The organism is Myxococcales bacterium (assembly GCA_022563535.1).
GTDB lineage: Bacteria > Myxococcota_A > UBA9160 > UBA9160 > UBA4427 > DUBZ01.
The window spans coordinates 36,758-59,719 of record JADFNE010000024.1 but is presented as its reverse complement, the minus strand read 5'-3'; the positions used below and the strand labels follow the sequence as shown (position 1 = coordinate 59,719).

General features: G+C 61.2%; 19 protein-coding genes. 6 read left to right on the top strand and 13 right to left on the bottom strand.

The window, feature by feature from the left end:
* The first annotated feature begins 329 nt into the window (after window positions 1–329).
* The 3 genes from IH881_09760 to IH881_09750 all read left to right on the top strand — a co-directional run bounded on the left by IH881_09760 (window position 330) and on the right by IH881_09750 (window position 2,267).
* Window positions 330–1,517, top strand: coding sequence for an aminotransferase class I/II-fold pyridoxal phosphate-dependent enzyme (locus IH881_09760; GenBank protein MCH7867971.1), 1,188 nt, complete (start codon window positions 330–332; stop codon window positions 1,515–1,517).
* Window positions 1,518–1,533: 16 nt separating this feature from the next.
* On the top strand, window positions 1,534–1,905 hold the full coding sequence (locus IH881_09755) for a hypothetical protein (protein MCH7867970.1): 372 nt from the start codon (window positions 1,534–1,536) through the stop codon (window positions 1,903–1,905).
* 98 nt (window positions 1,906–2,003) lie between these two features.
* Complete coding sequence (locus IH881_09750; GenBank protein MCH7867969.1) at window positions 2,004–2,267, top strand: DUF2442 domain-containing protein; 264 nt, start codon at window positions 2,004–2,006, stop codon at window positions 2,265–2,267.
* Between the two features lie 52 nt (window positions 2,268–2,319).
* Here IH881_09750 and IH881_09745 read toward each other — a convergent pair whose 3' ends face one another.
* The 3 genes from IH881_09745 to gshB are packed head-to-tail and all read right to left on the bottom strand — an operon-like array spanning window position 2,320 to window position 5,433.
* Complete coding sequence (locus IH881_09745; GenBank protein MCH7867968.1) at window positions 2,320–2,922, bottom strand: methylated-DNA--[protein]-cysteine S-methyltransferase; 603 nt, start codon at window positions 2,920–2,922, stop codon at window positions 2,320–2,322.
* Between the two features lie 56 nt (window positions 2,923–2,978).
* A complete protein-coding gene (locus IH881_09740) occupies window positions 2,979–4,463 on the bottom strand; it encodes a sigma-54-dependent Fis family transcriptional regulator (protein ID MCH7867967.1) in 1,485 nt (494 codons plus the stop codon).
* Window positions 4,456–5,433 carry a glutathione synthase gene (gene gshB / locus IH881_09735; GenBank protein MCH7867966.1) on the bottom strand — a complete coding sequence of 326 codons (978 nt, stop codon included), beginning with the start codon at window positions 5,431–5,433 and terminating at the stop codon, window positions 4,456–4,458. Before gshB ends, IH881_09740 begins: the two co-directional genes overlap by 8 nt.
* Before the next feature lie 198 nt (window positions 5,434–5,631).
* On the opposite strand from gshB, the gene IH881_09730 reads away from it, so the two are divergent.
* Both IH881_09730 and IH881_09725 read left to right on the top strand, forming a co-directional pair.
* Window positions 5,632–8,394, top strand: a complete 2,763-nt coding sequence (locus IH881_09730) for a PBP1A family penicillin-binding protein (GenBank protein MCH7867965.1) — start codon at window positions 5,632–5,634, stop codon at window positions 8,392–8,394.
* Window positions 8,395–8,474: 80 nt separating this feature from the next.
* A complete protein-coding gene (locus tag IH881_09725) occupies window positions 8,475–9,716 on the top strand; it encodes a GAF domain-containing sensor histidine kinase (protein ID MCH7867964.1) in 1,242 nt (413 codons plus the stop codon).
* Between the two features lie 168 nt (window positions 9,717–9,884).
* On the opposite strand, the gene IH881_09720 is transcribed toward IH881_09725, so the two are convergent.
* Together IH881_09720 and IH881_09715 are read right to left on the bottom strand one after the other, a co-directional pair.
* Window positions 9,885–11,333: a tetratricopeptide repeat protein gene (locus tag IH881_09720; GenBank protein MCH7867963.1), complete on the bottom strand. Its 1,449-nt coding sequence runs from the start codon at window positions 11,331–11,333 to the stop codon at window positions 9,885–9,887.
* 227 nt (window positions 11,334–11,560) lie between these two features.
* A complete protein-coding gene (locus IH881_09715; GenBank protein MCH7867962.1) occupies window positions 11,561–13,624 on the bottom strand; it encodes a bifunctional aldolase/short-chain dehydrogenase in 2,064 nt (687 codons plus the stop codon).
* Window positions 13,625–13,761: 137 nt separating this feature from the next.
* Here IH881_09715 and IH881_09710 point away from each other — a divergent pair, with 137 nt between their 5' ends.
* Window positions 13,762–15,483, top strand: coding sequence for a sulfatase-like hydrolase/transferase (locus IH881_09710; protein MCH7867961.1), 1,722 nt, complete (start codon window positions 13,762–13,764; stop codon window positions 15,481–15,483).
* A 27-nt stretch (window positions 15,484–15,510) separates the two neighbouring features.
* On the opposite strand, the gene IH881_09705 is transcribed toward IH881_09710, so the two are convergent.
* The 8 genes from IH881_09705 to IH881_09670 form a co-directional block, all read right to left on the bottom strand.
* Complete coding sequence (locus IH881_09705) at window positions 15,511–15,972, bottom strand: MaoC family dehydratase (GenBank protein ID MCH7867960.1); 462 nt, start codon at window positions 15,970–15,972, stop codon at window positions 15,511–15,513.
* Between the two features lie 29 nt (window positions 15,973–16,001).
* Complete coding sequence (locus IH881_09700; GenBank protein MCH7867959.1) at window positions 16,002–16,796, bottom strand: SDR family oxidoreductase; 795 nt, start codon at window positions 16,794–16,796, stop codon at window positions 16,002–16,004.
* Window positions 16,797–16,848: 52 nt separating this feature from the next.
* A complete protein-coding gene (locus IH881_09695) occupies window positions 16,849–17,991 on the bottom strand; it encodes an acyl-CoA/acyl-ACP dehydrogenase (GenBank protein MCH7867958.1) in 1,143 nt (380 codons plus the stop codon).
* Between the two features lie 44 nt (window positions 17,992–18,035).
* Window positions 18,036–18,944 (bottom strand): SDR family oxidoreductase, encoded by a 909-nt coding sequence (locus IH881_09690; GenBank protein ID MCH7867957.1) that lies wholly within the window; start codon window positions 18,942–18,944, stop codon window positions 18,036–18,038.
* Window positions 18,945–18,989: 45 nt separating this feature from the next.
* Window positions 18,990–20,138, bottom strand: a complete 1,149-nt coding sequence (locus IH881_09685; protein MCH7867956.1) for an acetyl-CoA C-acetyltransferase — start codon at window positions 20,136–20,138, stop codon at window positions 18,990–18,992.
* A gap of 62 nt (window positions 20,139–20,200) precedes the next feature.
* Window positions 20,201–21,388, bottom strand: coding sequence for a lipid-transfer protein (locus IH881_09680; protein ID MCH7867955.1), 1,188 nt, complete (start codon window positions 21,386–21,388; stop codon window positions 20,201–20,203).
* Window positions 21,389–21,416: 28 nt separating this feature from the next.
* Window positions 21,417–21,845, bottom strand: a complete 429-nt coding sequence (locus IH881_09675) for an OB-fold domain-containing protein (protein MCH7867954.1) — start codon at window positions 21,843–21,845, stop codon at window positions 21,417–21,419.
* Between the two features lie 51 nt (window positions 21,846–21,896).
* Complete coding sequence (locus tag IH881_09670) at window positions 21,897–22,958, bottom strand: acyl-CoA/acyl-ACP dehydrogenase (protein MCH7867953.1); 1,062 nt, start codon at window positions 22,956–22,958, stop codon at window positions 21,897–21,899.
* Window positions 22,959–22,962: the final 4 nt, after the last annotated feature.

The window sequence follows — 22,962 nt, the reverse complement described above, 5'->3', positions numbered from 1 at the left end:
TCTATACGCCCTATCGCGGTTTTGCCCGGACGGCGGTGCAGGATGTTGAAATTCGAGGCGAAAAGATCTGTGCGGGTGAGGCTGTCGCTTTGCTCTACGGCTCCGCCAATCGCGACGAGGACGTGTTTCCGGATCGCTTCGGGCACGGGCCGCATCGTACCACCCGCCTCGGTCGGCGCCCGGGAAGTGCGCTAGGCTCGCAAGCTCAGGTTCGAACGATACGGGGACGATTTCAGGCGCTTGCAGGCCCTCGGACCACCCGCCGACGTGCTAAGCGCCACAGCCGGGCGCCCTCCGCGGCGTCCGCAAGAAGAGAAAGAGAAAGACCGATGAGCGACCAGCCTTCGAAGCGAGGGCAGGCGACCGATTCCGTCCACGCGGGAGAGCTGCGCCAGCAGGAAGCCAACGCGATCACGACTCCCATTTACCAGACCTCGACTTTTTGGTTCGAGAATTCCCAGGAAGTCATCGACTACCAGGAAGGCAAGTCTCACCGCGAAGAATACGGGCGCTACGGCAATCCCACCTGGCGAGCAGTCGAGCGCAAGCTTTCTGAACTCGAGGGCGGCGAAGAATCTGTCCTCTTCGCGTCTGGAATGTGCGCCGCGACCACGACCTTCATGGCCCTGCTTCCGACGGGTAGCCACCTGGTGGTGACCAGCGATTGCTATCGGCGCACGCGACAGTTCATCGACCAGTTCTTGAGTCGCATGGGCGTCGAAGTATCGATCATCGAACCGGGAAGCACCGAAGCCTTCAAGGCCGCAATTCGTCCCAACACCGAGATCTTCTTTACCGAGTCACCCACCAATCCCTACTTGCGGGTGGTCGACGTCCAGGCGGTGGTCGAGGTTGCGAACGAACACGGCGTGAAGATCGTGATCGATTCGACCTTCGCAACTCCGGTCAATCACACACCTCTCAGCGACGGAGCGCACCTCGTGCTCCACAGCGCGACGAAGTACCTGAGTGGTCATAACGATTTGCTCGCGGGAACCCTCACGGGCAGTCGAGATCTCGTCGATCCTGTGCGCAAAGCGTTGGGGGTTCTGGGGGGCATCATCGATAGCCACGGTGCCTGGTTGTTGCTGCGCGGGCTCAAGACCCTCGCGATCCGCATGGCGAGCCATAATACGAACGGCCAGGCGGTCGCCGAATATTTGGAGAATCACCCGAAGGTGCGGCAGGTGTGGTACCCGGGGCTCGAGAGTCATCCCGACCACGAGGTCGCGGCCAGGCAAATGCACGGCTACGGCGGGGTGGTAACCTTCGAGATCGAAACCGACCTCCAAGGTGCGATCCGCTTCATCGATGCGACTCGCATCCCCTATCAGGCGCCAAGCCTCGGAGGGGTCGAATCCCTGATCGAATTGCCGGTGACGATGTCGTTTTGGGACTACCCGAAGGAAGAGCGCCTTGCGATCGGCATTACCGACTCGCTGGTGCGCTTTGCCTGTGGGATCGAGGACAAGGACGATCTCATCGCGGACCTCGAACAGGCGCTAGATCAAGTTTGAGTGCCAGGGGCGATCGATGATCGACCTCAACTACATCGCCTCCTATGTGGTTTCGAGCGGTGACGGCGACCGCTGCGGGCTGTCCGAGTTGTTGGCGGCAATGCAGACCCGGCAGAGCGATGCCAGCAGCGAAGAAATATTCGAAGCCTGTGTGGCGGCTTGTCTGCCGCTGGTGAAAAAGCAGCATGTCCGCCTGGAGATGACTCCCGCCCACGCCGATCGACCGGGTAGGGGGGGCTACACTCAGATTTCCCAAGAGAAGGCTCCGGAAATCCTGTGCGATCCCGCGTCCTGGCAGAGCCCCCGAGAATCCCAGCCCCACTATTGGTTGGTCGCGACCGAGACGGGCAAGGCGGCCTACATCAGCGAAGACATCATTTCGCTTTAATTTGGCGTCGACCCGGCGGTGCTCGCGCACCCATCGAAGGATTTTCGTTTCGCGCTACCGTTTGCCGTCGAAATCACTCGATTTTGGGGGTTCAGCTCATGTCCAAACCACCGGTCGATCGAGGTCCTCGCGCGACAAATGTCAGAATCGACGGCGACACGCTCACGGTTGAACTGGCCGACGGAGATGCACTCGAGGTGCCCCTGGACTGGTTCCCCGGGCTCGTCGAAGCCTCGGCTAAAGTGCTGAAAAACTTCGAGATTACCGACGAAGGGCGACGTATCGAGTGGAAGGAACTCGGCGAGGAGATCAGCCTTCCGGGCCTCCTGCGGGGGATTGCCGCACTCGGCAGCGCGGACTGACGGGCCTGCGAGACAGGCTTCAAAGGGTTTTTCAACAGGCTGTCAACAGAGCTTAGAACAAGCGCCCGTTTGCCGGCCCCGTCTGCTCGGCGGCGAGGAGCCTGGCTTTCATCTGAATGCCCCCGGAATAGCCCTGCAATTTTCCACCACTGCCCACGACGCGATGGCACGGGATGACCAGGGAAATGGGGTTTGCGCCGAGCGCTGCACCCACTGCGCGGACCAACTTTTCATCCCCGGCAATCTGGGCGACTTCTTTGTAGGAAAGCGTCTCGCCGTATCGGATCTCTGAGACGATCTTGAAGATCTTCTCGTGAAACGCTGTGGCCCGCAGGTCGATGGGAAACTCGAAATCCGTCCGCTCATGCGCGATGAACTCGACCACCTGCTCGTAAATCGGCTGATTCACGCTCTCGTTGTTTACGGTTTTGCACCCGGGCGCGAAGCGCTGTCGCCATCCCCCGTAACCGCGACCGTTGTTCAGCGGGAAGCCCAGGTACACCAGTCCGCGCTCGGAAGACGCGATGCGGATCGTTCCTATCTTGGTTTCGAAGTCCGCGGTCTGGATGATCTCCGGCACGTAGCTCACAATACACACCGAGATCGAGTTGGGGAAGAGAAAGTTCGCAAGGCGCGAAGATCGATCGAAACTCACTTGGAAAAGAGTCCTGACAGTGTTTGGGGCTGGCGGATCGATCGCGGGAGCGGCGCTCAACCGTCGACGGTCGCGTCGGTCAGACCCAGACGTTTCATCATCTTCTGCAATGATTGACGGGGGATGCCCAGGCGCTCGGCAGCCCGGGTCTTGCTCCCGGTCTCGCGCATCGCGGCCATGATCATGTGGCGCTTCATGTTGTCCACCGCGTGATTGAGATTCCAGTCCAGGATTCCGTCGTCGCCAACTTCGCTCGCCAAGACCTCGGAGCGACCACCGCGGATGTGCCCCGAGAGCATCTCGACCGAGACCTGTTCCTCCTCCCCGGCCAAGACCACGACGCGCTCGATTTCGTTTTCCAGTTCGCGCACATTGCCCCGCCAGGCGTTGGCGGTGAGAAGCTCCATCGCAGCGTTGCTAAAGCCCGAAAGCTGGCGCTGCATGCGTTTGTTCGCCCCTTCGAGGAAATGCTGAGCCAGGGCGGGAATGTCACTGCGCCGTTCGCGCAGGGGCGGGACCTTGATCTCGACCACTCTCAGGCGATAGAAAAGGTCTTCGCGGAAGCGGCCCTCCCGGACCAGGGCCTCCAAATCACTGTTGGTGGCGGCCAACACGCGCACGTCGACTTGGAGCGTGTCGGACGAACCAATCGGCCGGATCTCACCCTCCTGCAGCACGCGCAACAGACGCACCTGCATGCCCGGCTCGGTCTCACCAATCTCGTCCAGAAAGATCGTCCCACGGTCGGCCGCTTCAAAGAGACCCTTTTTGTCCCGATGGGCCCCGGTGAACGCGCCTCTGCGGTGACCGAAGAGTTCGCTCTCGAGCAGGGTGTCGGGCAGTGCCGCGCAATTTTGGGCGACAAAGCGTTGCTCGTGTCGAGCCCCCGTGTAGTGGATGGCCCGGGCGACGAGTTCCTTGCCGGTGCCGGTTTCGCCGGTGATCAGCACCGTGGCATCGGTTTCCGCGACTTTCCTCATGATTTCGAAAACCCGCTGCATCGCTGGGCTGTCGGCGACGATCCCCTCGAACGAGTAGCGGCGCTCGACCTCGTCTCGCAGATAGCGGTTCTCGGCCTGCAGTCGCTCGTTGGCCTCGGCGAGCGCCCCGGCGAGTGAGCTGTTTTCACTGCTGAGCGCGTAGGATTCCAGCGCGCGCTTTACGTTGATCCGCAGCTCGTCGGGTTCCCACGGCTTGGTGATGTAGCGATAGATGCGACCGCTGTTGATCGCTCGGGCCAGGGATGAAATATCGGCGTAGCCGGTGAGCATCATGCGGATGGCCCGCACGTCGCGCTCGATCACCTTTTCGAGAAACTCGACGCCGCTCATCCCGGGCATGTTCTGGTCCGCGATCACCAGGGCAATCTCTTCGGCGTCGAATATCGCAAGACCATCGCGTCCGTTGGTCGCGACAAAAACGCGATACTCGGTACCGAGCGTAAACTCGAGGGATTCGAGAATTGCCTCCTCGTCGTCGACGATCAATATCCCGTAGCGCTTGCCAGATGCCTCGCGATCCTCGGCGGCGAAATCATCCATCGGCGTCTCCCGCGCCGGCTGCGACCCGGGCTTCGACCGCATCGATCACCTTCGCTTCCAGACACGCGCTATCGAGGGCGTTGATTTCCTGAATTCCCGTCGGGCTCGTCACGTTGATCTCGGTCAAACGGTCGCCGATCACGTCGATCCCCACGAAGAACAGGCCTTCGCGTTTGAGGATCGGGCCCAGCCGGCGGATGATCTCGCGATCGGCCGGAGAGAGGTCCGCCTTTTCAGCCCGGGCGCCTACGTGGAGGTTTGCGCGAACCTCGGCGTCCGCTGGCACCCGCAGGACAGCGCCAATGGCTTCGCCCTCGAGCAGCAATATCCGTTTGTCGCCCAGGCGAATCGCGGGGAGATACTCCTGGGCCATCACCAGGCTGGTCTCGAACTGGGTCGACTGTTCGAGGATCGACGAAATGTTCTTCTCTCCCGCCACCAGATGAAAAACCCCCTCGCCACCCTTGCCGTTCAGGGGTTTCACGATCATCTCGCCACCCAGAGCTTCCATGAAGCTCTGCAGTTCAGCGATGCTGCGAGTCACCGTGGTCCTGGGCATGAGGTCGGGGAAGTGGAGGGCGAAGAGCTTCTCGTTGAACGCGAGAATCGCCTCGGGGCGGTTCAGGACGAGAGTCTTGCGACATGTGCCGAGGATCTGGGTGGCGGCGATATAGGCCGGGTCTACCGGCGGATCCTTGCGCTGAAAGGCGACGTCGACCTCGTCATCGAGAATCACCCGGCGCGCGGGGCCCAGGTCGACAAAATTTTCCTCTTCGACTCGCAGCGTCACGGGCGTCACGAGCGCAGCCGCCTGGCCGTTTTCGATCGACAGATCCGCCTGGTCGACGTACAGCACCTCGTGGCCCCGCCGCTGAGCTTCGAGCATCAGCACAAAGGTGGTGTCTGCGGAAATATCCAGCTGCGTCACAGGGTCCATGACGAATGCCATTGTGAGCTGGCGGGGTCGCATCGTGAACGTCCTTATCCCGAGCGGTTTCGAAGGAGTGCGTGCAAAGCGCCGCTTCGTTGAATTCTCTATTGATCTCTAATCACCGATCTCGACATGCCGATCGAGGACCGGGCCTGGGCCACTGCCGAGAATGCTCGTTCAAACCTCTAGCGCAGCTGGGCCAGCCTCGGCTAGGGTAGGATAACTATTGGAGTTCGCATGGCTTTCATCCGGGCCGGGGGGTTCCGGGTTCTGCTCTCGCTCGTGCTTTTGCTGGCATTTGGCGCGGGCGCGGGCGGCGCATTCGTCTACGTCACGTTCCTGCAGGACCTCCCCGACTTACGTACCGTCGAAGATTATCAGCCACCGTTGACCAGCCGCGTGCTGGATCACAAGGGCGTGCTCATCGGTCGCTTTGCGACCGAGCGGCGGGTCATGGTACCGCTGGGATCGTTGCCCGAGCACACAAGCCTCGCTTTCGTGGCCGCGGAGGACAGCCACTTCTTCGAGCACGGTGGGATCGACTATGTGTCGATCCTGCGCGCCGCCTGGGTGGACATCCGCGCCGGCGGCATCAAGCAGGGCGCCAGCACGATCACCATGCAGCTGGTCAAGCAGATGCTGCTCAGCCCCGAACGGCGCTTCTCGCGCAAGCTCCGCGAGATGGTGCTGGCGCGAAAGATCGAGAGCCACTTCACCAAAGACGAGATCCTCTATCTGTATCTGAATCAGATCTACTTCGGCTCGGGCGCCTGGGGGATCGGCGAAGCGGCCGCGACCTACTTCGACAAACCCGCGAGTGAGCTTACGATTTCTGAATCTGCGCTGTTGGCGGGTCTGCCCCAGCGCCCATCTGCCTATTCGCCGTTCGTCAATCCGGATCTGGCCGAGAACCGGCGTGTTTACGTACTCAGGCGCATGCGCGAAGACACGATCATCAGCGAAGAGGTATATCGAGAAGAGTTGGCGAAGCCGCCCGTGCTGGCGGTGCGCAAACGCAATCTCGACTTCATCGCGGCCAAACATTTCACCGAAGAAGTACGCCGCTACCTGTTCGAACGCCTGGGCGGCGAACGCGTACTCAGCGGGGGGCTGGTGATCGAGACCACGCTCGACATCGAGCTGCAAAAAATCGCGCGCGCCTCGGTCCGGGCAAGGCTCATCGAACACGACCAGCGTCGCGGCTACCGCGGGCCCTTGCACCAGGTGTCGGTGTTCGACCTCAACATCGAAATTGACAAGCTCGCGCAAATCAATGACCTCGAGGTCGGAGACGGCACGGGGAATGAAGGGGGTGATATTGGATCCGTTCCGATTGAAAGCCTGGTGAATGCGGTCGAAAACTCCATCGACTGGCTACAGGGTGGCGCGAAGGAAGGTGCGATCGTGCCCGAGCTGCCCAAACCCATCGAAGTCGGCCAACAAGTGCAGGGCGTCGTGGTGAGTGTCGACCCCGAGCGCGACACCGCCCGCATCGCTTTCGCGCATCGCGTCGAAGGCCAGGTTGCGCTCGAAGACGTCAGCTGGGCGCGCGAAGCGGACGTCAAGCGGCGACCGCGACCGGTCAAGGACATCGAGGACATCTTTGCGGTGGGCGACGTCGCAAACTTCATCCGTCTGGAAGGCGACCCGTTGGTTTCCACGGAAGAACCGGAACTCGAAGACGAAAATGCCGACGAAAGCGAAGTGGCAGCTCTCGAACTGGAAGACACGGTTTCGGAGCTGCTGGACGAAGTCGCGGAGGACGAACCCGCATCTGCTCCACTCGTACGGGTCACGATCTATCAGGATCCCCTCGTCGAGGGCGCGCTGCTTTCGATGGAGGTCGCAACCGGGGACGTACGCGCAATGGTCGGGGGCTACGACTACGATCGCAGCCAGTTCAACCGCGCCACTCAAGCGCTGCGCCAGCCGGGTTCTGCCTTCAAACCATTCATCTACGGTGCCGCGCTCTCACGCGACTATACGCCGGTGTCCACCCTCTACGATCGGCCCGCGGTCTACAAAGACCCGGTGTCGGGCTTTGTCTGGCGTCCCCAGAACTACGGCCGACATTTTTACGGACCCATGCCGATGCGCACGGCGTTGGTGCGATCGGTCAACAATGCAACCGTTCACCTGTTTCGCGACGTAGGTGTGGACTATGTGATCGACTACGCGCGCAGGCTCGGCATTCAATCGCCGCTGAGCCGCGACTTGTCGCTGGCACTCGGTTCCAGTTCGGTCGGGCTTGTGGAACTCACCAGTGCGTACGCGGTCTTTCCCAATCGCGGACGGCGCGTCACTCCCCGCTTTATCACTCGTGTCACCGACCGCAACGGCAATGTACTGCTCGAGGACGTTCCCCTGGGTCCGCAACCACCCCCGGTGTTGCGACCGCTTCAATTCGTGACTGACGAAGGCACCGAAACCGATGACGATGGTCCGGCCAACGAAGAGGATCTGGCGCTGGGGATTGGTGGCGGCTATCCCGATGCCGAGATCGTGCCGACGGATCAGATCATCTCGGAGGCCGACGCTTATTTGATGTGTGATCTGCTGCAGGCGGTGGTGAAAGATCCTCGGGGCACGGGCTGGCGTCTGCGCAAACTCGGGCGGCCGCTGGGCGGGAAGACGGGGACCACCAACGATCAGAAAGACGCCTGGTTCATGGGCTTCTCTCCCGACATCGTGACCGGGGTATGGGTCGGACGGGACGATTCGACCGTTCTGGGCTGGGGCGAAACCGGCTCGCGCGCCGCGGCGCCCATCTGGGTCGACTACATGGAAGCCGCCCTCGCGGGCCGTCCCGTGCTCAATTTTCAAGAACCAGATCACATCGTTACGGTCCGCATAGACCGGGCCAATGGCCTGCTCGCCGACCGGACAACCACAGACGCATACTTCCAGCCCTTCCTCGAAGGGACCGAACCCACCGAGTCGAGTACAACCCGCAAATCAGCCGGCGACACCCAGCGCACGATTCGAGAAGACTTCTTTTGATCGGCCCCAATCGCGCACGGGGGTCGCAGATCGCAGCCGATTGAGGTAGCTAATTGCCTATGGGGGGTGGTAAAACAACCATGTTCGAGATCGATCCCAGGCACCAGTCAACGCCTGGGAGCGAGCGTACCCAGCCGTGCGAATCGCGGCTGGGGTACGTCGACTCTGGAGATCTCCAGAGCTTGCTCGCGGATGCGCTGCGGCGACTCGCCGAAACCACCGGAAGCCTCCGGGTCTGCGCCTGGGCGTGGCGACCGCAGGGGGAACCCTATGTGATCGCGGCGGCCTACCGCGACACCACCTCGCCCAAATCCCCTGACGCAAATGCCCTCGCGGCACTCGAAACTCTTTGGACAACGGATCAGCCGATTGATCTCGGAGCATCTGACGCTCCGAGCGCGCTTGCACAGTTGGCAGCGCGCTATGACATGAGCTGCGCAATGCCGCTGGTTTCCACTGGCAACGAGCGAATCGCCATGGTGCTGCTCGGCGGCCCGGACGATCCACCGGGGGGCGTTCGACCCCGCACCCTCGCGGCACTCGGCGCAACCGTCGCCCGGCTCCGCACTCCTGCCGCCGCCGCAACTGCACTCGCGCGCATTACCGAACTCGACGCCGAGGTCTGCCGCCTCGATCGATTGGCCACGATGGGGAGCCTGCTGGCCGAAGTCGCGCACGAGATTCGCAATCCGCTGGTTTCGGTGAAGACCTTCCTGCACCTGCTGCCCGATCATCTCGATGATCCAGATTTTCAGGGAGAATTTCGCAGTGTCGTCCTCGAAGAACTCCAGCGCATGGAGCGCCTGCTCGACACGCTGCTCGAACACGCGCGACCGGCGACCAATCGTGTCGCGAGCGAAACCGCCCATGACACCGCAGATCTCGAGCGGGTTTTCTCTTCTCTACTCAGTCTGCTCAAACAGCGGGCGGCGGAACGCAACATAAAGCTTTCGACCGAGATCGACCTTGCGACCGACGACATCGCAATCGATGAAGATGCCCTGCGCCAAATTCTGCTGAACCTGATGCTCAACGCCCTGGAGGCTGCGCCCTTTTCGAGTCGCGTGACCCTGCGCGCCCAACGATTCGACACCAAGGTAGAGTTCAGCGTCGAGGATCAGGGCGCAGGGGTATCCGAATCGATGCGAAACCGTTTGTTCGAGCCCTTCTTCTCGACCCATGACGACCGGGCGGGGGGATTGGGGCTGGCGATTACCAAGAAACTGATCGAAGGTGCCGGTGGATCGATTCACATCGAAACCGGTAGCGATGGCGGGGCACGTTTCTGTGTCAGCCTGCCGCGCATCACTCAGCCGGGCTGATCGTATCTCGAGAATCGGGTAGGGCGCAGCGTGCCGTCTCGCACGCGTCGAACACTTCGGACAAGGGCAGGACCTTGATCCCCGTGTTTTTGATTTCGCGGAGCAGTTGCCTGAACCCGTTCAGCGCGACGACTGCAACTAGCGCGCCCAGGGCGGTCGGCCCCACGACTAGAAGCTTCGCCCCAACCGCGCGTGGGCACCGTGGGTCGTGTAGACGCTGGCCCGTTGAGACTCGGCCCGGTAGCCGCTGAGATCGAACCACCAGTCGCGCAATTCCAGTCGTGTGCCCAACTCCGTGCGATAGGTGAAACCGGAGCCAGACACCCCGTCTTGCTTCGCGTAGCCAAATCCGATCCCGACATCAGCGCGAAGATACAAGCCGCCGGTTTCGGGATAACGCACGCTCGCACTCAACATTGTGCCGATGTCCATGACGGGATCGTAGTAGTGGTCGCTCCTTCCCGTATAGCTGATGGAGTTGGCCGAAAGAGACAACCGAAGTGAATGTCCGGACCAGGGCGCAGTCGTTGCACTCAGGTAGGTAGACAAGGCTTCGTTGGCGTCGCTTACAAAGGTCGCGGTAAAAATCCCAAAGACCGAGTTCGCGCCCCCGAGACTCTGCCAACACGAAGCAGCCAGGCTCGTGCGGGAAAGACCGCGGCGCACCGCTTCCAGAGACGCGGATGTATCGAGAAAGTCGCCGTGCTCGAGGGACGCAGCAAAAGCCGTGGTCGCGCTCGGGCTGTATTCGACGCGACTGCGAACGACGAATTGATCCTTGGCATGATCCCAGTGACGCGCTCCCAGGCCGACTTCGATCTCGAGGCGCCGAGCGAGAAACACTGGGTTGAGCGAACGCCGCAGGGCAAAATCCCAATCGAAGGCCTGAAAGAGATCGCGAGCCCCGGGCACGCGCGGGTCGGCGCCGATGCGCGTGTAGCCGAGATGCGCCTCCACGCTCGAATTGTCGCCGAGCTTGTAGTGAGTCCCCGCAACCTCCCGCCAAATTTCGAGGTTGTCACTGTCGCGAAGGAATGTTCCGAGACCCTGACCCCGATTCGAATCTGTCTTCGCGGCTTTTGATGCAGCTTGTGAGAGTTTCGCCAGTTCTTTCCGCACACTGACATCGTCGCGAATTTGGAGGGTGCGCCGGAACGCGCGCATGGCCTCTTTCGTACGCCCTCCCCAACCGTAAGCCCGGGCGAGCGCAAGGTTGAGATCAAAGTCGTCCGGATGTCGCTCCAGAAGACTCGCGTAGATTAAAAACGCTTCTTCGTAACGCCCCGACCAGGTGAGGACATCCGCCGCTTCCTTTTGCGCCCAGGGCGGGTCGGATTCGCGCAGGGCGATCTCGCGGTACTGCGCGAGGGATTCTTCGTAGTCTCCTCCCCAAGATAGAACTCGAGCGAGCCACAACCTGGACATCCGATGAGCAGGATCACCGGCCAGGACCTCGCGATAGAGTTCGATTGCGCGATCGTGCGATGCGCGGTCGGAAAGGAGTGAACTGGCTTCGATCATGCGGGGATCGGGAGTAGGTTCGCTCGTGTCTGGCTTCGTCAGTTCTGCCGCAACATCTCCCGCGAGAAATACGGTCCAAACAAGGGCGAACGCCATGGCTCTTGCGCAGCCGATGGCCCGATGATTCTCGCGTGCCCGGTGACCTGTCGGGTAAATTCCCACAACCGGTTTATCGATCCGAATCGGGTTCGGCTGTACCGTTTGGAAACTTCGCGGATAGAACTGGGGACGTAGCTGCTCAGGGGTTCACATGAGAGTGAGGCGACGCGGGCCGCGGTAGTCGCACGGGCTTCTGGTTACACGAAACGGTGAAGCTCTAGGAGTCAGCGCGGAGAGGCCGCAATGTTTCCCCCGTCCACCGTGACGATGCAGCCGGTCGTGCTTCGCGCGAGCGCGAGGTTCAAAAACGCCTCTGCGACATCGTCCGCCGTTACCTCTGCTCCCAATAGATTCGCTCGATAGTATTCGTCTGCGCTGAGTCCGCGCGCTTCGGCGCGGCGGGTGACGTCATCGGCGTCGAGCAGGCTGGTGCGGATGCGGTCGGCGTTTACCGCGTTGGCGCGGATCCCGTCGCCACCACATTCGAGGGCGTATTGTTTTGTGAGGGCCACCAATGCCGCCTTCGCAATCGCGTAGGGACCAAAGCCCTTGCCCGGATTGAAAGCCGCCTTCGATGCGTTGAAGAGCAAGAAGCCTCCAGTCCCCTGTGCGCGCAACCGCGCGGTAATTGACTGGGCAACCCACTGATGAGATAGAAGATTGATTTCGAGGCTCTCACGCAACAGTTCGGGATCGCAGGTATCGATGTCCGCCTGGGGAGCGGTCCCCGCGTTGGACACCACGCCGTCGACACCGCCGTGCAGTGCAACGATACGTTCGACGCAATCCGCCACGGCAGCGGCGTCGGTCAAATCCAGGGCCTCGTGGGCCGCCCCCAAAGCATCGGCCACCCGCGCCACACCCTCGGCGTCTCGATCGACCAGATAAATAGAAGCACCCTCTCGTGCGAAGGCTCGCGCCACGGCCTCACCGATCCCGCCGGCAGCGCCAGTGATCAAAACCACGCGTCCGGCGAGAGGAAGTGGCTTGGCCTTGCCGAGCTTGGCCTGCTCGAGTGACCAGTACTCCATGTCGAAAAGATCCGCATTGGGCAGCGCCTGAAAGGTTCCCACCGCTTCTGCGTCGGTAATCGTGTTGACCGTGTGTTCGTAGACATCGGCGGCAATCTGCGCGGCCCGAGGCGATGCCCCGACGGCGATGATTCCCAGGCCTGGCACCAGCACGATTCGCGGATCGGGATCGAGCGATTTGACCTCGAGCCCGCGCCCGTCCACCTGCTCTTTGACATAAGCCCGGTAGGCATTGCGATAGTCGTCCAGCTGAGTTCGAATTCGCTTTTGTACGTCGTCCAGATCCAATGACCCGGTGTTCTTGGTGTTCTTGGTGTTCTTGGTGTCGACGACGTCGAGTTCCAGCAACATCGGCACACGCTTGGTGCGAATGACGTGGTCAGGGGTCACGACACCGCGCTGGGACCAGCTCGCGAGTTCCGGGCGATCGACAAATGCGCGGATCTTCTCGGAGGTCCTTAGACACAGGACATAGCGGCGCTCCCCCTCACCGAGCAGCCCGCGCAGCACCGGCGCGAACGTCGTGTAGTTGACATCGGGACGCCGTGGCACAGTGATGGCCGCTCCGCGGTTCGCAATGCACTGCTCTGCTTCGTCGACCGCACGAATGTGACGCTCGTAGGAAATCTTTGCGGTGTCGCCGTAGGTAAACAGGCCATGCTGTAACAACAAGAGCCCCTCGGCCTCAGGGTTGGCTTCGTGCACTTGCGCGGCCAGCTTTGAGAGATCGAAGCCCGGCATCACGTAGGGCACAATGGCCAGTCGCTCACCGTAGATATCGCGACAGATCTGTTCGGCGTCGGGCTGATCCACAATGCTCAGGATCGCGTCCGCGTGAGAGTGGTCGATGAACTTGTGGGGCAGAAATGCGTGCAGCAGAGTCTCGACGGAAGGATTTGGGGCCGCTGCGTTCAAAAGTCGGATCCGCTGGGCATTGACCATGTCTTCGTCACTGAGTGAATCGCGTTCGCGCAAGGCTCCCAGCGAAGACAAGCGCACGGCGGGCAGGCCGGCGGGCTCGATGTCGCCGAGATCCCAGCCGCTCCCCTTCACACACAGGACATCGATGGGCTCACCCAGATCGTCGGGCAGGCGCGTCTTGACCGAAGTGTTTCCGCCCCCGTGCAGCACCAGTGCGGGGTCCTGCCCAATCAAGCGAGAGGTGTAGACCCGCAGGGCGAGGTCTTCGTTTACAGAGTCGTCCGCGTAGCGATCGATCATCGCTTTAGCGTCCGCGTCAGACCACTGGCTCTTCATTTCATTTCCCAATTTGGATGAGGAGTTAGTTTAGCCGAGTGTCGGTCGATTTCTCGCTTTCCTTTCGATGCGTACTCGGCGTCCTAAACGTTCATCAATGAGCTGCTAACATCGTACCCCATGAGAATGCGAAGCTGATGGAAGTGGACAACCAGGAGGACGAGGAGCGGGGGAGCAACAAGGACTCTCGACGTACCTTGTTGATTCGTCTCGTCTCAGTGTCGTTCATCGTGATGTCGTTGATCAGCTACATGAAGGAAGGCGGTCGGCATCTCTCGGCTCCAATCCCGATGATCCCTCTCAAAGTCTCCGCAGACGCAATCACCGTTCCGGCCATCCCCGCGTCTCCGGGCGCAATGCGGGGTCGCGATGTCATTCTCGTCACCCTGGATACGACCCGGCCCGACCGGCTGGGCTGCTACGGGAATGACAACATCAAGACTCCAACCCTCGATCGCCTGGCTGCCGAGGGTGTGATCTTCTCTAACGCCATCGCGACAGCTTCCGCAACGCTCCCCACCCACGCTTCGATCTTTACCGGACTATATCCGCACCACCACGGCGCGCGCGCAAACGGCGTCTATGTCCTCGCTGAAGAACATCGCACGATCGCCGAGATGCTGAGAGAGAACGACTACGACACCGCGGCGTTCATCTCGGCATTTGTTTTGGCCAAACAATTCGGTGTCAACCAGGGATTTTCTCACTACGACGACGAGATGGGTTCGCCTACCACGGTGTTTGGATATGCCCAACGTCGCGGCGACGACACCACTCGGCAGGCGATCGAGTGGCTCGAGACAAAGTCCTCGCGGCCGTACTTTCTCTGGGTCCACTACTTTGATCCCCATCATTCCCTCGAACCCCCCGCTCCCTTCTTGGATCAGAACCCGCACCCTTATGACGGCGAAATCGCCTTCATGGACCACGAACTCGGCCGCCTCCTCGATAAGGTGAGGGCAACGAGCAAAGACGAACCGCTGATCATCATAGTCGCAGACCACGCGGAATCCTTGGGAGAACACGGCGAGCGAACCCACTCCTACTTCGTGTATGAAGCAACGCTTCGGATTCCACTCATCATGCATGCACCGGGAGTGATTGGAAGCGGCCGTCATGTGAATACGAGAGTTTCCCAGGTGGACATCTTGCCGACGATCGCTTCATTGCTGGGACTCAATGTTCCTCAGCCGCTCGACGGCGTCGATCTCACACAAGCACAGGATCCCGACAGGGCAGTGATCGCAGAGGCCGTGGAAGGCCAGGCGCGTTTTGGTTGGGCGGGACTCGCCGCATTGTATCGCGGCTCCCTCAAGTACATCGACGGACCCAATCCAGAGCTATTCGATCTGGAACGGGATCCGCTGGAAGCGCACAACATCTTTTCCGAGCGACGACGAGAGGCCGGCGAGCTGAAGCAACAATTGCAGGCACTCCGAGGGGAGAATGCGCTACTCGCGGTACCCACCATGACAGACCTCGACGAAGCAGACGTTGCAAGACTCGAAGCCCTCGGCTACGTGGTCACGGCCGGACAAGCGTTCGAGTCCGGCCAGTATGGACCCGATCCCAAACTGGTACTGCCTCTGTATCTCGAAATCCTCGACCTGATGGGCAAAGTCCATACGGGGAATTCCCCGATACCAATCTGGAACAAATTTTTGGCTCGCATGCGTGGACATCTAAAGACCCCGGGAGAAGCCATCGCAATACTCGAGGCGATGGCCGATACGCATCCCGATTTCGCACCCATCTACCGGTATCTGGGCTTCTTGTACAAAATGGAAGAACGTCCAGACGAGGTCGCTCGAGTGAAGAAAATCATGGAACAAAAGGTCCGGGGTAGCGCGGAGCCTTGAATCGTCGCGTAGCCATTGGTTGCGGAATTACTCGGGATAGTATCGACTGATCGTGTCGATCACGCAGGCGGGGCGCTCGCTGCCTTCGATTTCTACCGTGACCCGAACGGTGGTCTGCACGGCTCCACCCTTGACGGTTTCGACCTTGATCAACTCCGCACTTCCTCGGAGCCGCGAGCCGACCGGCACCGGTGCGGGGAAGCGCAGGCGATCGGCGCCGTAGTTCACTCCCATTGAAATACCCTTCACCTCAATGATCTGAGGCAGGAAGTAGTTGACGAGAGATTGGGTCAGGTAGCCGTGGGCAATTGTCGAACCGAAGGGGCCGTTCTTCGCGCGCTCGGGGTCGACGTGAATCCATTGGTGATCGCCGGTTGCATCGGCAAACTTGTCGATACGAGCCTGGTCAATTTCCAACCACTCGCTCACTCCGAGCTGCTTGCCAACCGCAGCCTCGAGATCGGCGGGACTGTTGAAGATCGTCGCCATGTCGCTTCTTCCTCTCTTGGCTTCGGTTGCTACTTCGAGCTGCCAGCGTCGGACTTGTTCTTGGCCGCATCGAGAAACGCGGGTTTCTCTCCGCCACCGTGTACCCAGACGCTGGTCCCACTCACGTAGCTCGCAAGGGAAGACGCCAGGTACAGGCAGGTATTGCCAACATCCGCAGGCTCACCCATGCGCTCGAGCGGCACCGTAGCCGCGACTGCCGCAACACCTTCTTCGTCACCGTAGTGGAGATGTGCAAGCTCCGTGCGGATCATGCCGGCGATGATCCCCGTTACCCGCACCTTGGGCGCCCATTCAACCGCGAGGCTCTGGGTCAGACTCAAAAGCCCCGCCTTCGCGGCCCCGTAGGCGGCGGTGCCGGGGGATGGGCGGGTTCCGCTCACGCTCGCGATGTTGATGATCACGCCACCCGTATCCTGTTCCTGCATGACGGCATTGGCCTGTTGGGCGAAGTTCAAAGGTGCCATGAGATTCAGGCGAATGATCGCCTCGGAGAATCGCGGGGAAGCGGTCGCGGCCTCAGCCTCGGGTGCGCCGCCCGCGTTGTTCACCAGCACATCCAGGCGACCGAAGCGCTGCTTGGCAAAGGACACCACGCTTTCGATTTGTTCGACTTCGCGCACGTCGGCCGTGATGAACTCCGCCTTGCGCCCGCCCACTTCCGGAATGCTTTTCAGTTCATTGCGACCGCAGATGACGACGTCGGCATTGGCTTCCAGGAACCGCGTCGTAATTCCCAGTCCGACGCCGCGCCCCCCACCGGTGACGATCACGACCTGGCCCGAAAAATCGAGAGGGTTGTTCATGACCCGAGTTTCTCCCTGTTCTTCCTTACTATGCGACCGTTGCTATGGACTGCTAGAGATTGATGCGTTGTGCGAGGAGTTCGCGGTGGAACGTCGCGTCGCCGAGCAGCGATTCCGAAGACTTCGCTCGCTTGAAATACAGGTGGACGTCGTACTCCGAGGTAAAGCCCACTCCGCCGTGAATCTGAATACAGTCGGCCGCAACTTGAAAATACGCGTCCGAACAATAGGCCTTCGCCAGCGGGGCTACGGTGTCGAGTTCGGCTTCATTGCCCTCGGCGACGGCGCATCCCGCATAGTAGGCTGCGGACCGTGCCGATTCGACCTTCACCATCATGTCGGCACATTTGTGCTTGATGGCCTGGAAGGATGCGATGGGACGACCGAACTGTTCGCGTTCTTTCGCGTAGGCGACGGCGAGATCGAGACAGCGCTGGGCCCCGCCCACTTGTTCGGCCGCCAACGCGATTGCTGCGAGGTCGAGGGTCCGCGAGAGCCCTGGCCAGCCGCCCCCTTCCTCTCCCAAGAGTGCCGATGCTGGCAAACGCATCTCGTCGAATTCAATCTCCGCCAGACGACGGGTCAGGTCCATGGTGGGAAGCAACTTGCGACGCAAGCCTTGAGTGCCGACGGGAACGACAAACAAGCTCACGCCCTCTCGCCCGACACTCCCGTCACTCCGCGCAGCCACGATGATGAGATCTGCACAATGACCGTCGACCACGAAAGACGTCTTGCCGTGCAGCACAAACTCATCACCGGTGCGCCTGGCCACGACTTCGACCGACGACGCATCCCAGCTGCCAGAAGAACCCGAGTAGGCGAGGGTCGCCCGAGTTGTGCCCGCGGCGATGCCGGGCAGGTACTCTTTCTTTTGTTCTTCGCTACCGGCGACCAACAGTGCGTTGGCGGCGAGGCAAACGCTCGAGAAGAACGGCGCGCACAAGAGCGAGCCGCCCATGATTTCCATCAGGGCTACGAGTTCGACATAGCCAAGCCCCAGGCCCCCGTACTCTTCGGGAATGTGGACCGAGGTCCAACCCAACTCGGCGCCGATCTGGCGCCAGACCTCGGGGTCGTAGCCGAGTTCGCTCTCCATGGCATTGCGGATCTGTTCGCTGCCCGAATTTTCGTCGAGAAACGTCCGCGCCATCGATCGCAATTCTTCCTGTTCTTCGTTGAACGCGAAGTTCATTTTCCCTGCTTTCCCGCCTCGCCAGTTCGTGCAAGCACTGCTGCTCAGGTACCGAATACCTTTTGAGGGATCGGCGACTTTTCGAGCACTTGTTGAACCGCCGCGCCGACTTCGTCGGGTTCCCAGCGCCCGCCCTTGTCGACGATGGGTCCGTCTCGGTAGCCATCGGAAGTGCCGATGATGCCGCCCTTCACTTCGAATACCCGCCCGGTGACTTCCCGCGACTCGCTGCTCCCCAGCCACACGACCAGGGGCGAAATGTTCTCGGGGGCGCTCTCGTCGAATTCGCCGTCTTCTGGTGCTTTCATGTCGCTAAAGATTGCCTCGGTCATGCGCGTGCGCGCCGCCGGGGCGATGGCATTGGCCGTGACGCCATAGCGTCCGAGTTCTGCCGCCTGGACCAGGGTCAAGGTGGCGATGCCTCCCTTGGCCGCCGAGTAGGTCGATTGTCCGACGCTGCCCTGCAGGCCGGCGCCAGAGCTCGTGTTGATGATGCGCGCATCCACCGGGTTGCCAGCCTTCGATTCGTTGCGCCAATACTCGGCGGCGTGACGGCTCACACAAAAGTGTCCCTTGAGATGAACCCGGATTACCGCGTCCCACTCGTCTTCGGAGATCTTCAAGAACATACGGTCGCGCAAGAAACCCGCGTTGTTCACGACGACGTCAAGGCGTCCAAAGGTATCGATCGCGGTCTTGACCAATTCGCGTGCAGCTTCGAAATCGGCGACGTCGGCGCCATTGGCCACGGCCTCGCCTCCCATGGCTCGAATTTCGTTGACCACCTCCCCCGCGGGTCCCGTTGAGTTTCCCTGGCCATCGGCTTCGGCGCCGAGATCGTTGACCACGACCTTCGCCCCTTGGCGCGCGAACTCGAGCGCGTGGGCGCGTCCGATCCCCCGGCCTGAACCCGTCACGATGACGACGCGGTCCTGACAAATTTTGCTGGTCATCTATATCTTCGCCTCTTCGATTTTCGTGCCCGCTAGAACTGTCGGCTAGAGCCGTTCGATGATCGTGACGTTGGCCTGACCCCCGCCCTCGCACATCGTCTGCATACCGTAGCGTCCATCGGTGCGTTCGAGTTCGTGGAGCATCGTGGTCATCAAGCGGGCACCGGTTGCGCCAAGCGGATGACCCAATGCGATCGCACCCCCGTTCACGTTGACCTTGTCGAGGTCCGCGCCCGTTTCCTTCTGCCATGCGAGCACCACCGAAGCAAAGGCTTCGTTGATCTCGATGAGATCGATCTCCGAAAGCTTCATCCCGGACTTTTCCATCGCGTAGGCCGTTGCGGGAATCGGAGCCGTCAACATCCAGATCGGATCCGCACCGCGAACGCTCATATGATGGATCCGCGCGCGGGGGGTCAAATTGTGTTGCTCGAGCGCTCTTTCAGAAACGATCAGCAGCGCAGCCGACGCGTCTGCAATCTGACTCGATACCGCTGCGGTCAGGCGGCCGCCTTCGACCAGGGTCCGCAGTGACGCCATCTTCTCCAGACTCGACTCTCGGGGCGGTTCATCGGTGTCCATGTCACCGTAAGGGATGATCTCTCGCTTGAAACGCCCTGCCGCGATCGCAGCGAGAGCTCGCCGGTGGCTCTCCAGGGCAAACTTCTCCATGTCCTCTCGGCTGATGTCCCACTTTTCCGCGATCATCTCCGCCGCGTTGAACTGCGAAACCTCGACCGTGCCGTAGCGCTCGACCCAACCCTTGCTGGTGGAGAAGGGGTCGCTGAAGCCGAGTCCCTCGGCACAGGTCATGGCGGAGGAAATGGGGATCAGATTCATGGCCTGCACGCCGCCGGCGATCACCACATCTTGCGTGCCACTCATGACCCCCTGGGCGGCGAAGTGCAGCGCCTGTTGGGCAGAACCACACTGACGATCGATCGTCGTCCCCGGCACTTCTTCGGGCAATCCGGCCGCGAGCCAACAGGTGCGCGCAATGTCGCCCGCCTGCGGACCAATCGTGTCGACGCAACCGAACACCACATCTTCGACCGCGAGCGGGTCGATGTCGTTTCGCTCAATCAGCGCCTTGAGGACATGCGCACCGAGATCGGCGGGATGTTCCGCCGCGAGGCTTCCCTTTTTCTTCCCCACCGGGGTACGAACCGCGTCGACGATGTACGCCTCTGGCATGCTCCAAATTCCTCTCGGCTCTTTGCCTTGCTCCGTTCCGGATCCGTGTGCAGGGCTCGCGACTAGCGCGTGCAGACCACCGACGATCCATGACCGAAGAGTCCCTGGTTGGCGGTGATTCCCGCCGTGGCGCCTTCGACCTGACGATCTCCCGCATCTCCGCGCAACTGCCAGACCAACTCACACACCTGCGCAATCGCCTGGGCGGGAACCGCTTCTCCAAAGCACGCCAGCCCACCGCTCGGGTTGACGGGGATGCGACCCCCGATCGTGGTGTCGCCGTCGCGCAAAAGTTTCTCGGCTTCACCGGGCTTGCACAGACCGATGTTCTCATACCAGTCGAGTTCGAGGGCCGATGAAAGGTCGTAGACCTCGGCGAGCGACATGTCTTCGGGGCCGATACCCGCTTCTTCATAGGCCGCGGCTGCGATCGAATCTCGGAACGCCATGTCGGGCACCGAAACGCTGTATGCCGAATCGGTGGATAGATTCGGCATCTCGATCACGGTGCTCGGAAATTTCGGCGTCACGGTCGAGACCCCAGAGATCCGCACGGGCTTGAGCGAGCGCTTGCGTGCATATTCCATGCTGGTGAGCACCACGCACGCCGCCCCGTCGCTGGTCGCGCAAATTTCGAACAGGCGCAGGGGCTCCGCCACCATGTTCGAACCCAACACCTCTTCCATGGTGAACTGTTTTCGATAGCGCGCGTTGGGATTGGTAAAGCCGTGGTTCGAATTCTTGACCTTGATCTGGGCGAAGTCTTCTTCGGTGGCGCCGTAAATATCCATGCGGCGTCGCGCATACAGGGCGAAATAGGTGGGATTCGTGCAACCCATCAAGCGAAAGCGCAGCCAATCTGGATCGTCCCAACGTTCGCCGGCGTTGGGGGCGAGAAATCCCTTGGGTGTGGTGTCCGCACCAATCACCAGTGCAACGTCGCTCATGCCGGCAAGGATGCGAGCGCGGGCGGCGTTGATCCCGGTGGCACCGGACGCGCAGGCGGCGTACGAAGTCGCGACCGAGGCGCCCGACCAGCCGAGCGCCTGGGCAAACGTGGCGCCCGCGACATAGCCCGGGTAGCCGTTGCGCACAGTCTCGGCGCCCGAAATGAAATCGACTTCCTTCCAGTCGATCCCCGCGTCCTTGAGTGCGGCGTTGCAAGCCACAACGCCGTATTCGACAAAGTTCTTTCCCCATTTGCCCCAGGGATGCATTCCCACACCGAGAACTGCGACGTCCTTGCTCATCTGTCTTCTCCTCGCCGGAAAAATCCGATCAGGCCGCGAGCGGCTTCCACTTCCACATGGTGTGCTCGACGTCTTCCACGTCGTAAGCACGTTCAACCACGAGTTCCACTTGCATGCCCGCCTTGAGGTCGCTGTGATTGACTCCGGCGGCCATTTGACCGAGCACCACGAGTTTTTCGTCGGCGAGTTCTACCGCCGCGATCGTGTAGGGCTCGAAGGGCTCGTCGGCGATGTAGGGAGCCGGCGGTTTGTAGTAGTGCTCGGTATAGGACCAGATGGTCCCGGTGCGACTCAGCTCCACTTCTTCAAACGCAGTCGACTGGCAGCCGGGGTTGCGGCAGTAGGTCGTCTCTTTGGGAAAGAAGTAGGTCTTGCAGCCACTGCATTGGCTACCGAGCAACTTGGGCTCGGGACCGGTTGTGAACCATCCTTCGATTGCGGGAACTTGTTCTGCCATGCTTGCTCTCCTCGCTTTACTTTCCACTATGCCTTCCACTATGCCTTTCCACTATGCCGCGGGAGCTTGATACCCGAAGTTTACCGCGGGACTGTTTCCGTCGATCACTCCATTTGCCAACCGGGCGCGATGATACGCCGTAGTTCCCCAGGCGGAATCGAGGGACCAGGCGCGCCGCATCCAGACGTGAAGATCCTGCTCCCAGGTATAGCCGAGCGCTCCGTGGACCTGAAGCGCCGTCTTCGCCGTCGATACCGCGGCCTCCGCCCCGGCGATCTTCGCCATCGACACATCCACCGCGCGACTCGGTACATCGTGGGCCAGCGAATCGGCGGCGCGATACACGAGGGCGCGCGCGTATTCGATCTTGACCTTCTCGTCGGCGAGCATGTGCTTCACCGCCTGGAACGAACCGATCGGTACGCCGAACTGCTTGCGCTGGGTCGCGTAGAGCACGGCCATGTCGAGTAGCTGCTGCACCACGCCCAACAACTGGGCGGCGCTTGCCAGGGCACCGCGATCGAAGGCTTTGGCTTGAAGTTGTTTTCCGGCTTCGCCATCCGCGAGCAGCATCTTGGAACGCGGAGTCCAGTCTACGGTAAAAATTCGCTTTGCCGGGTCGTTGGCGGACTGCGGGGTGACGCTTGCGTCGGCCCGGGGGACCGCGTGGACGGCGTCCCCCGAGTTGAGCAGGAGCAGGTCGGCAACGTGGGCATCACTCACGAAGGGGCTTTGGGCGTGGGCGACGGCCAGGATCGCAGAGCCATCGGCGACCTTGGGAAGCCATTTCTTTGCCAGCGCCTCGTCCCCGGCTTCTACCAGCAGCGGCACCCCCACGAAGGCGGTGTGGATCACGGGCTCGGCGAGGGCCGCGCGACCGGTTTCTTCGAGGACGAGAACCATATCGACCTCGTTCATCCCCAGGCCCCCGTGCTCGTCGGGAACCAGCAGTCCCGATATCCCGATCTCGGCGAGCTTCTGCCAGAACGCCGGGCTACGCCCGGTTTCAGTGTCCCACAGCGAGCGCACGTGCTCGACCGTGCATTCACCCTCGAGAAAGTCGCGCACGGTTTGCTGCAGGAGTTGTTGGTCTTCTGTAAATCCGAAATCCATGTCG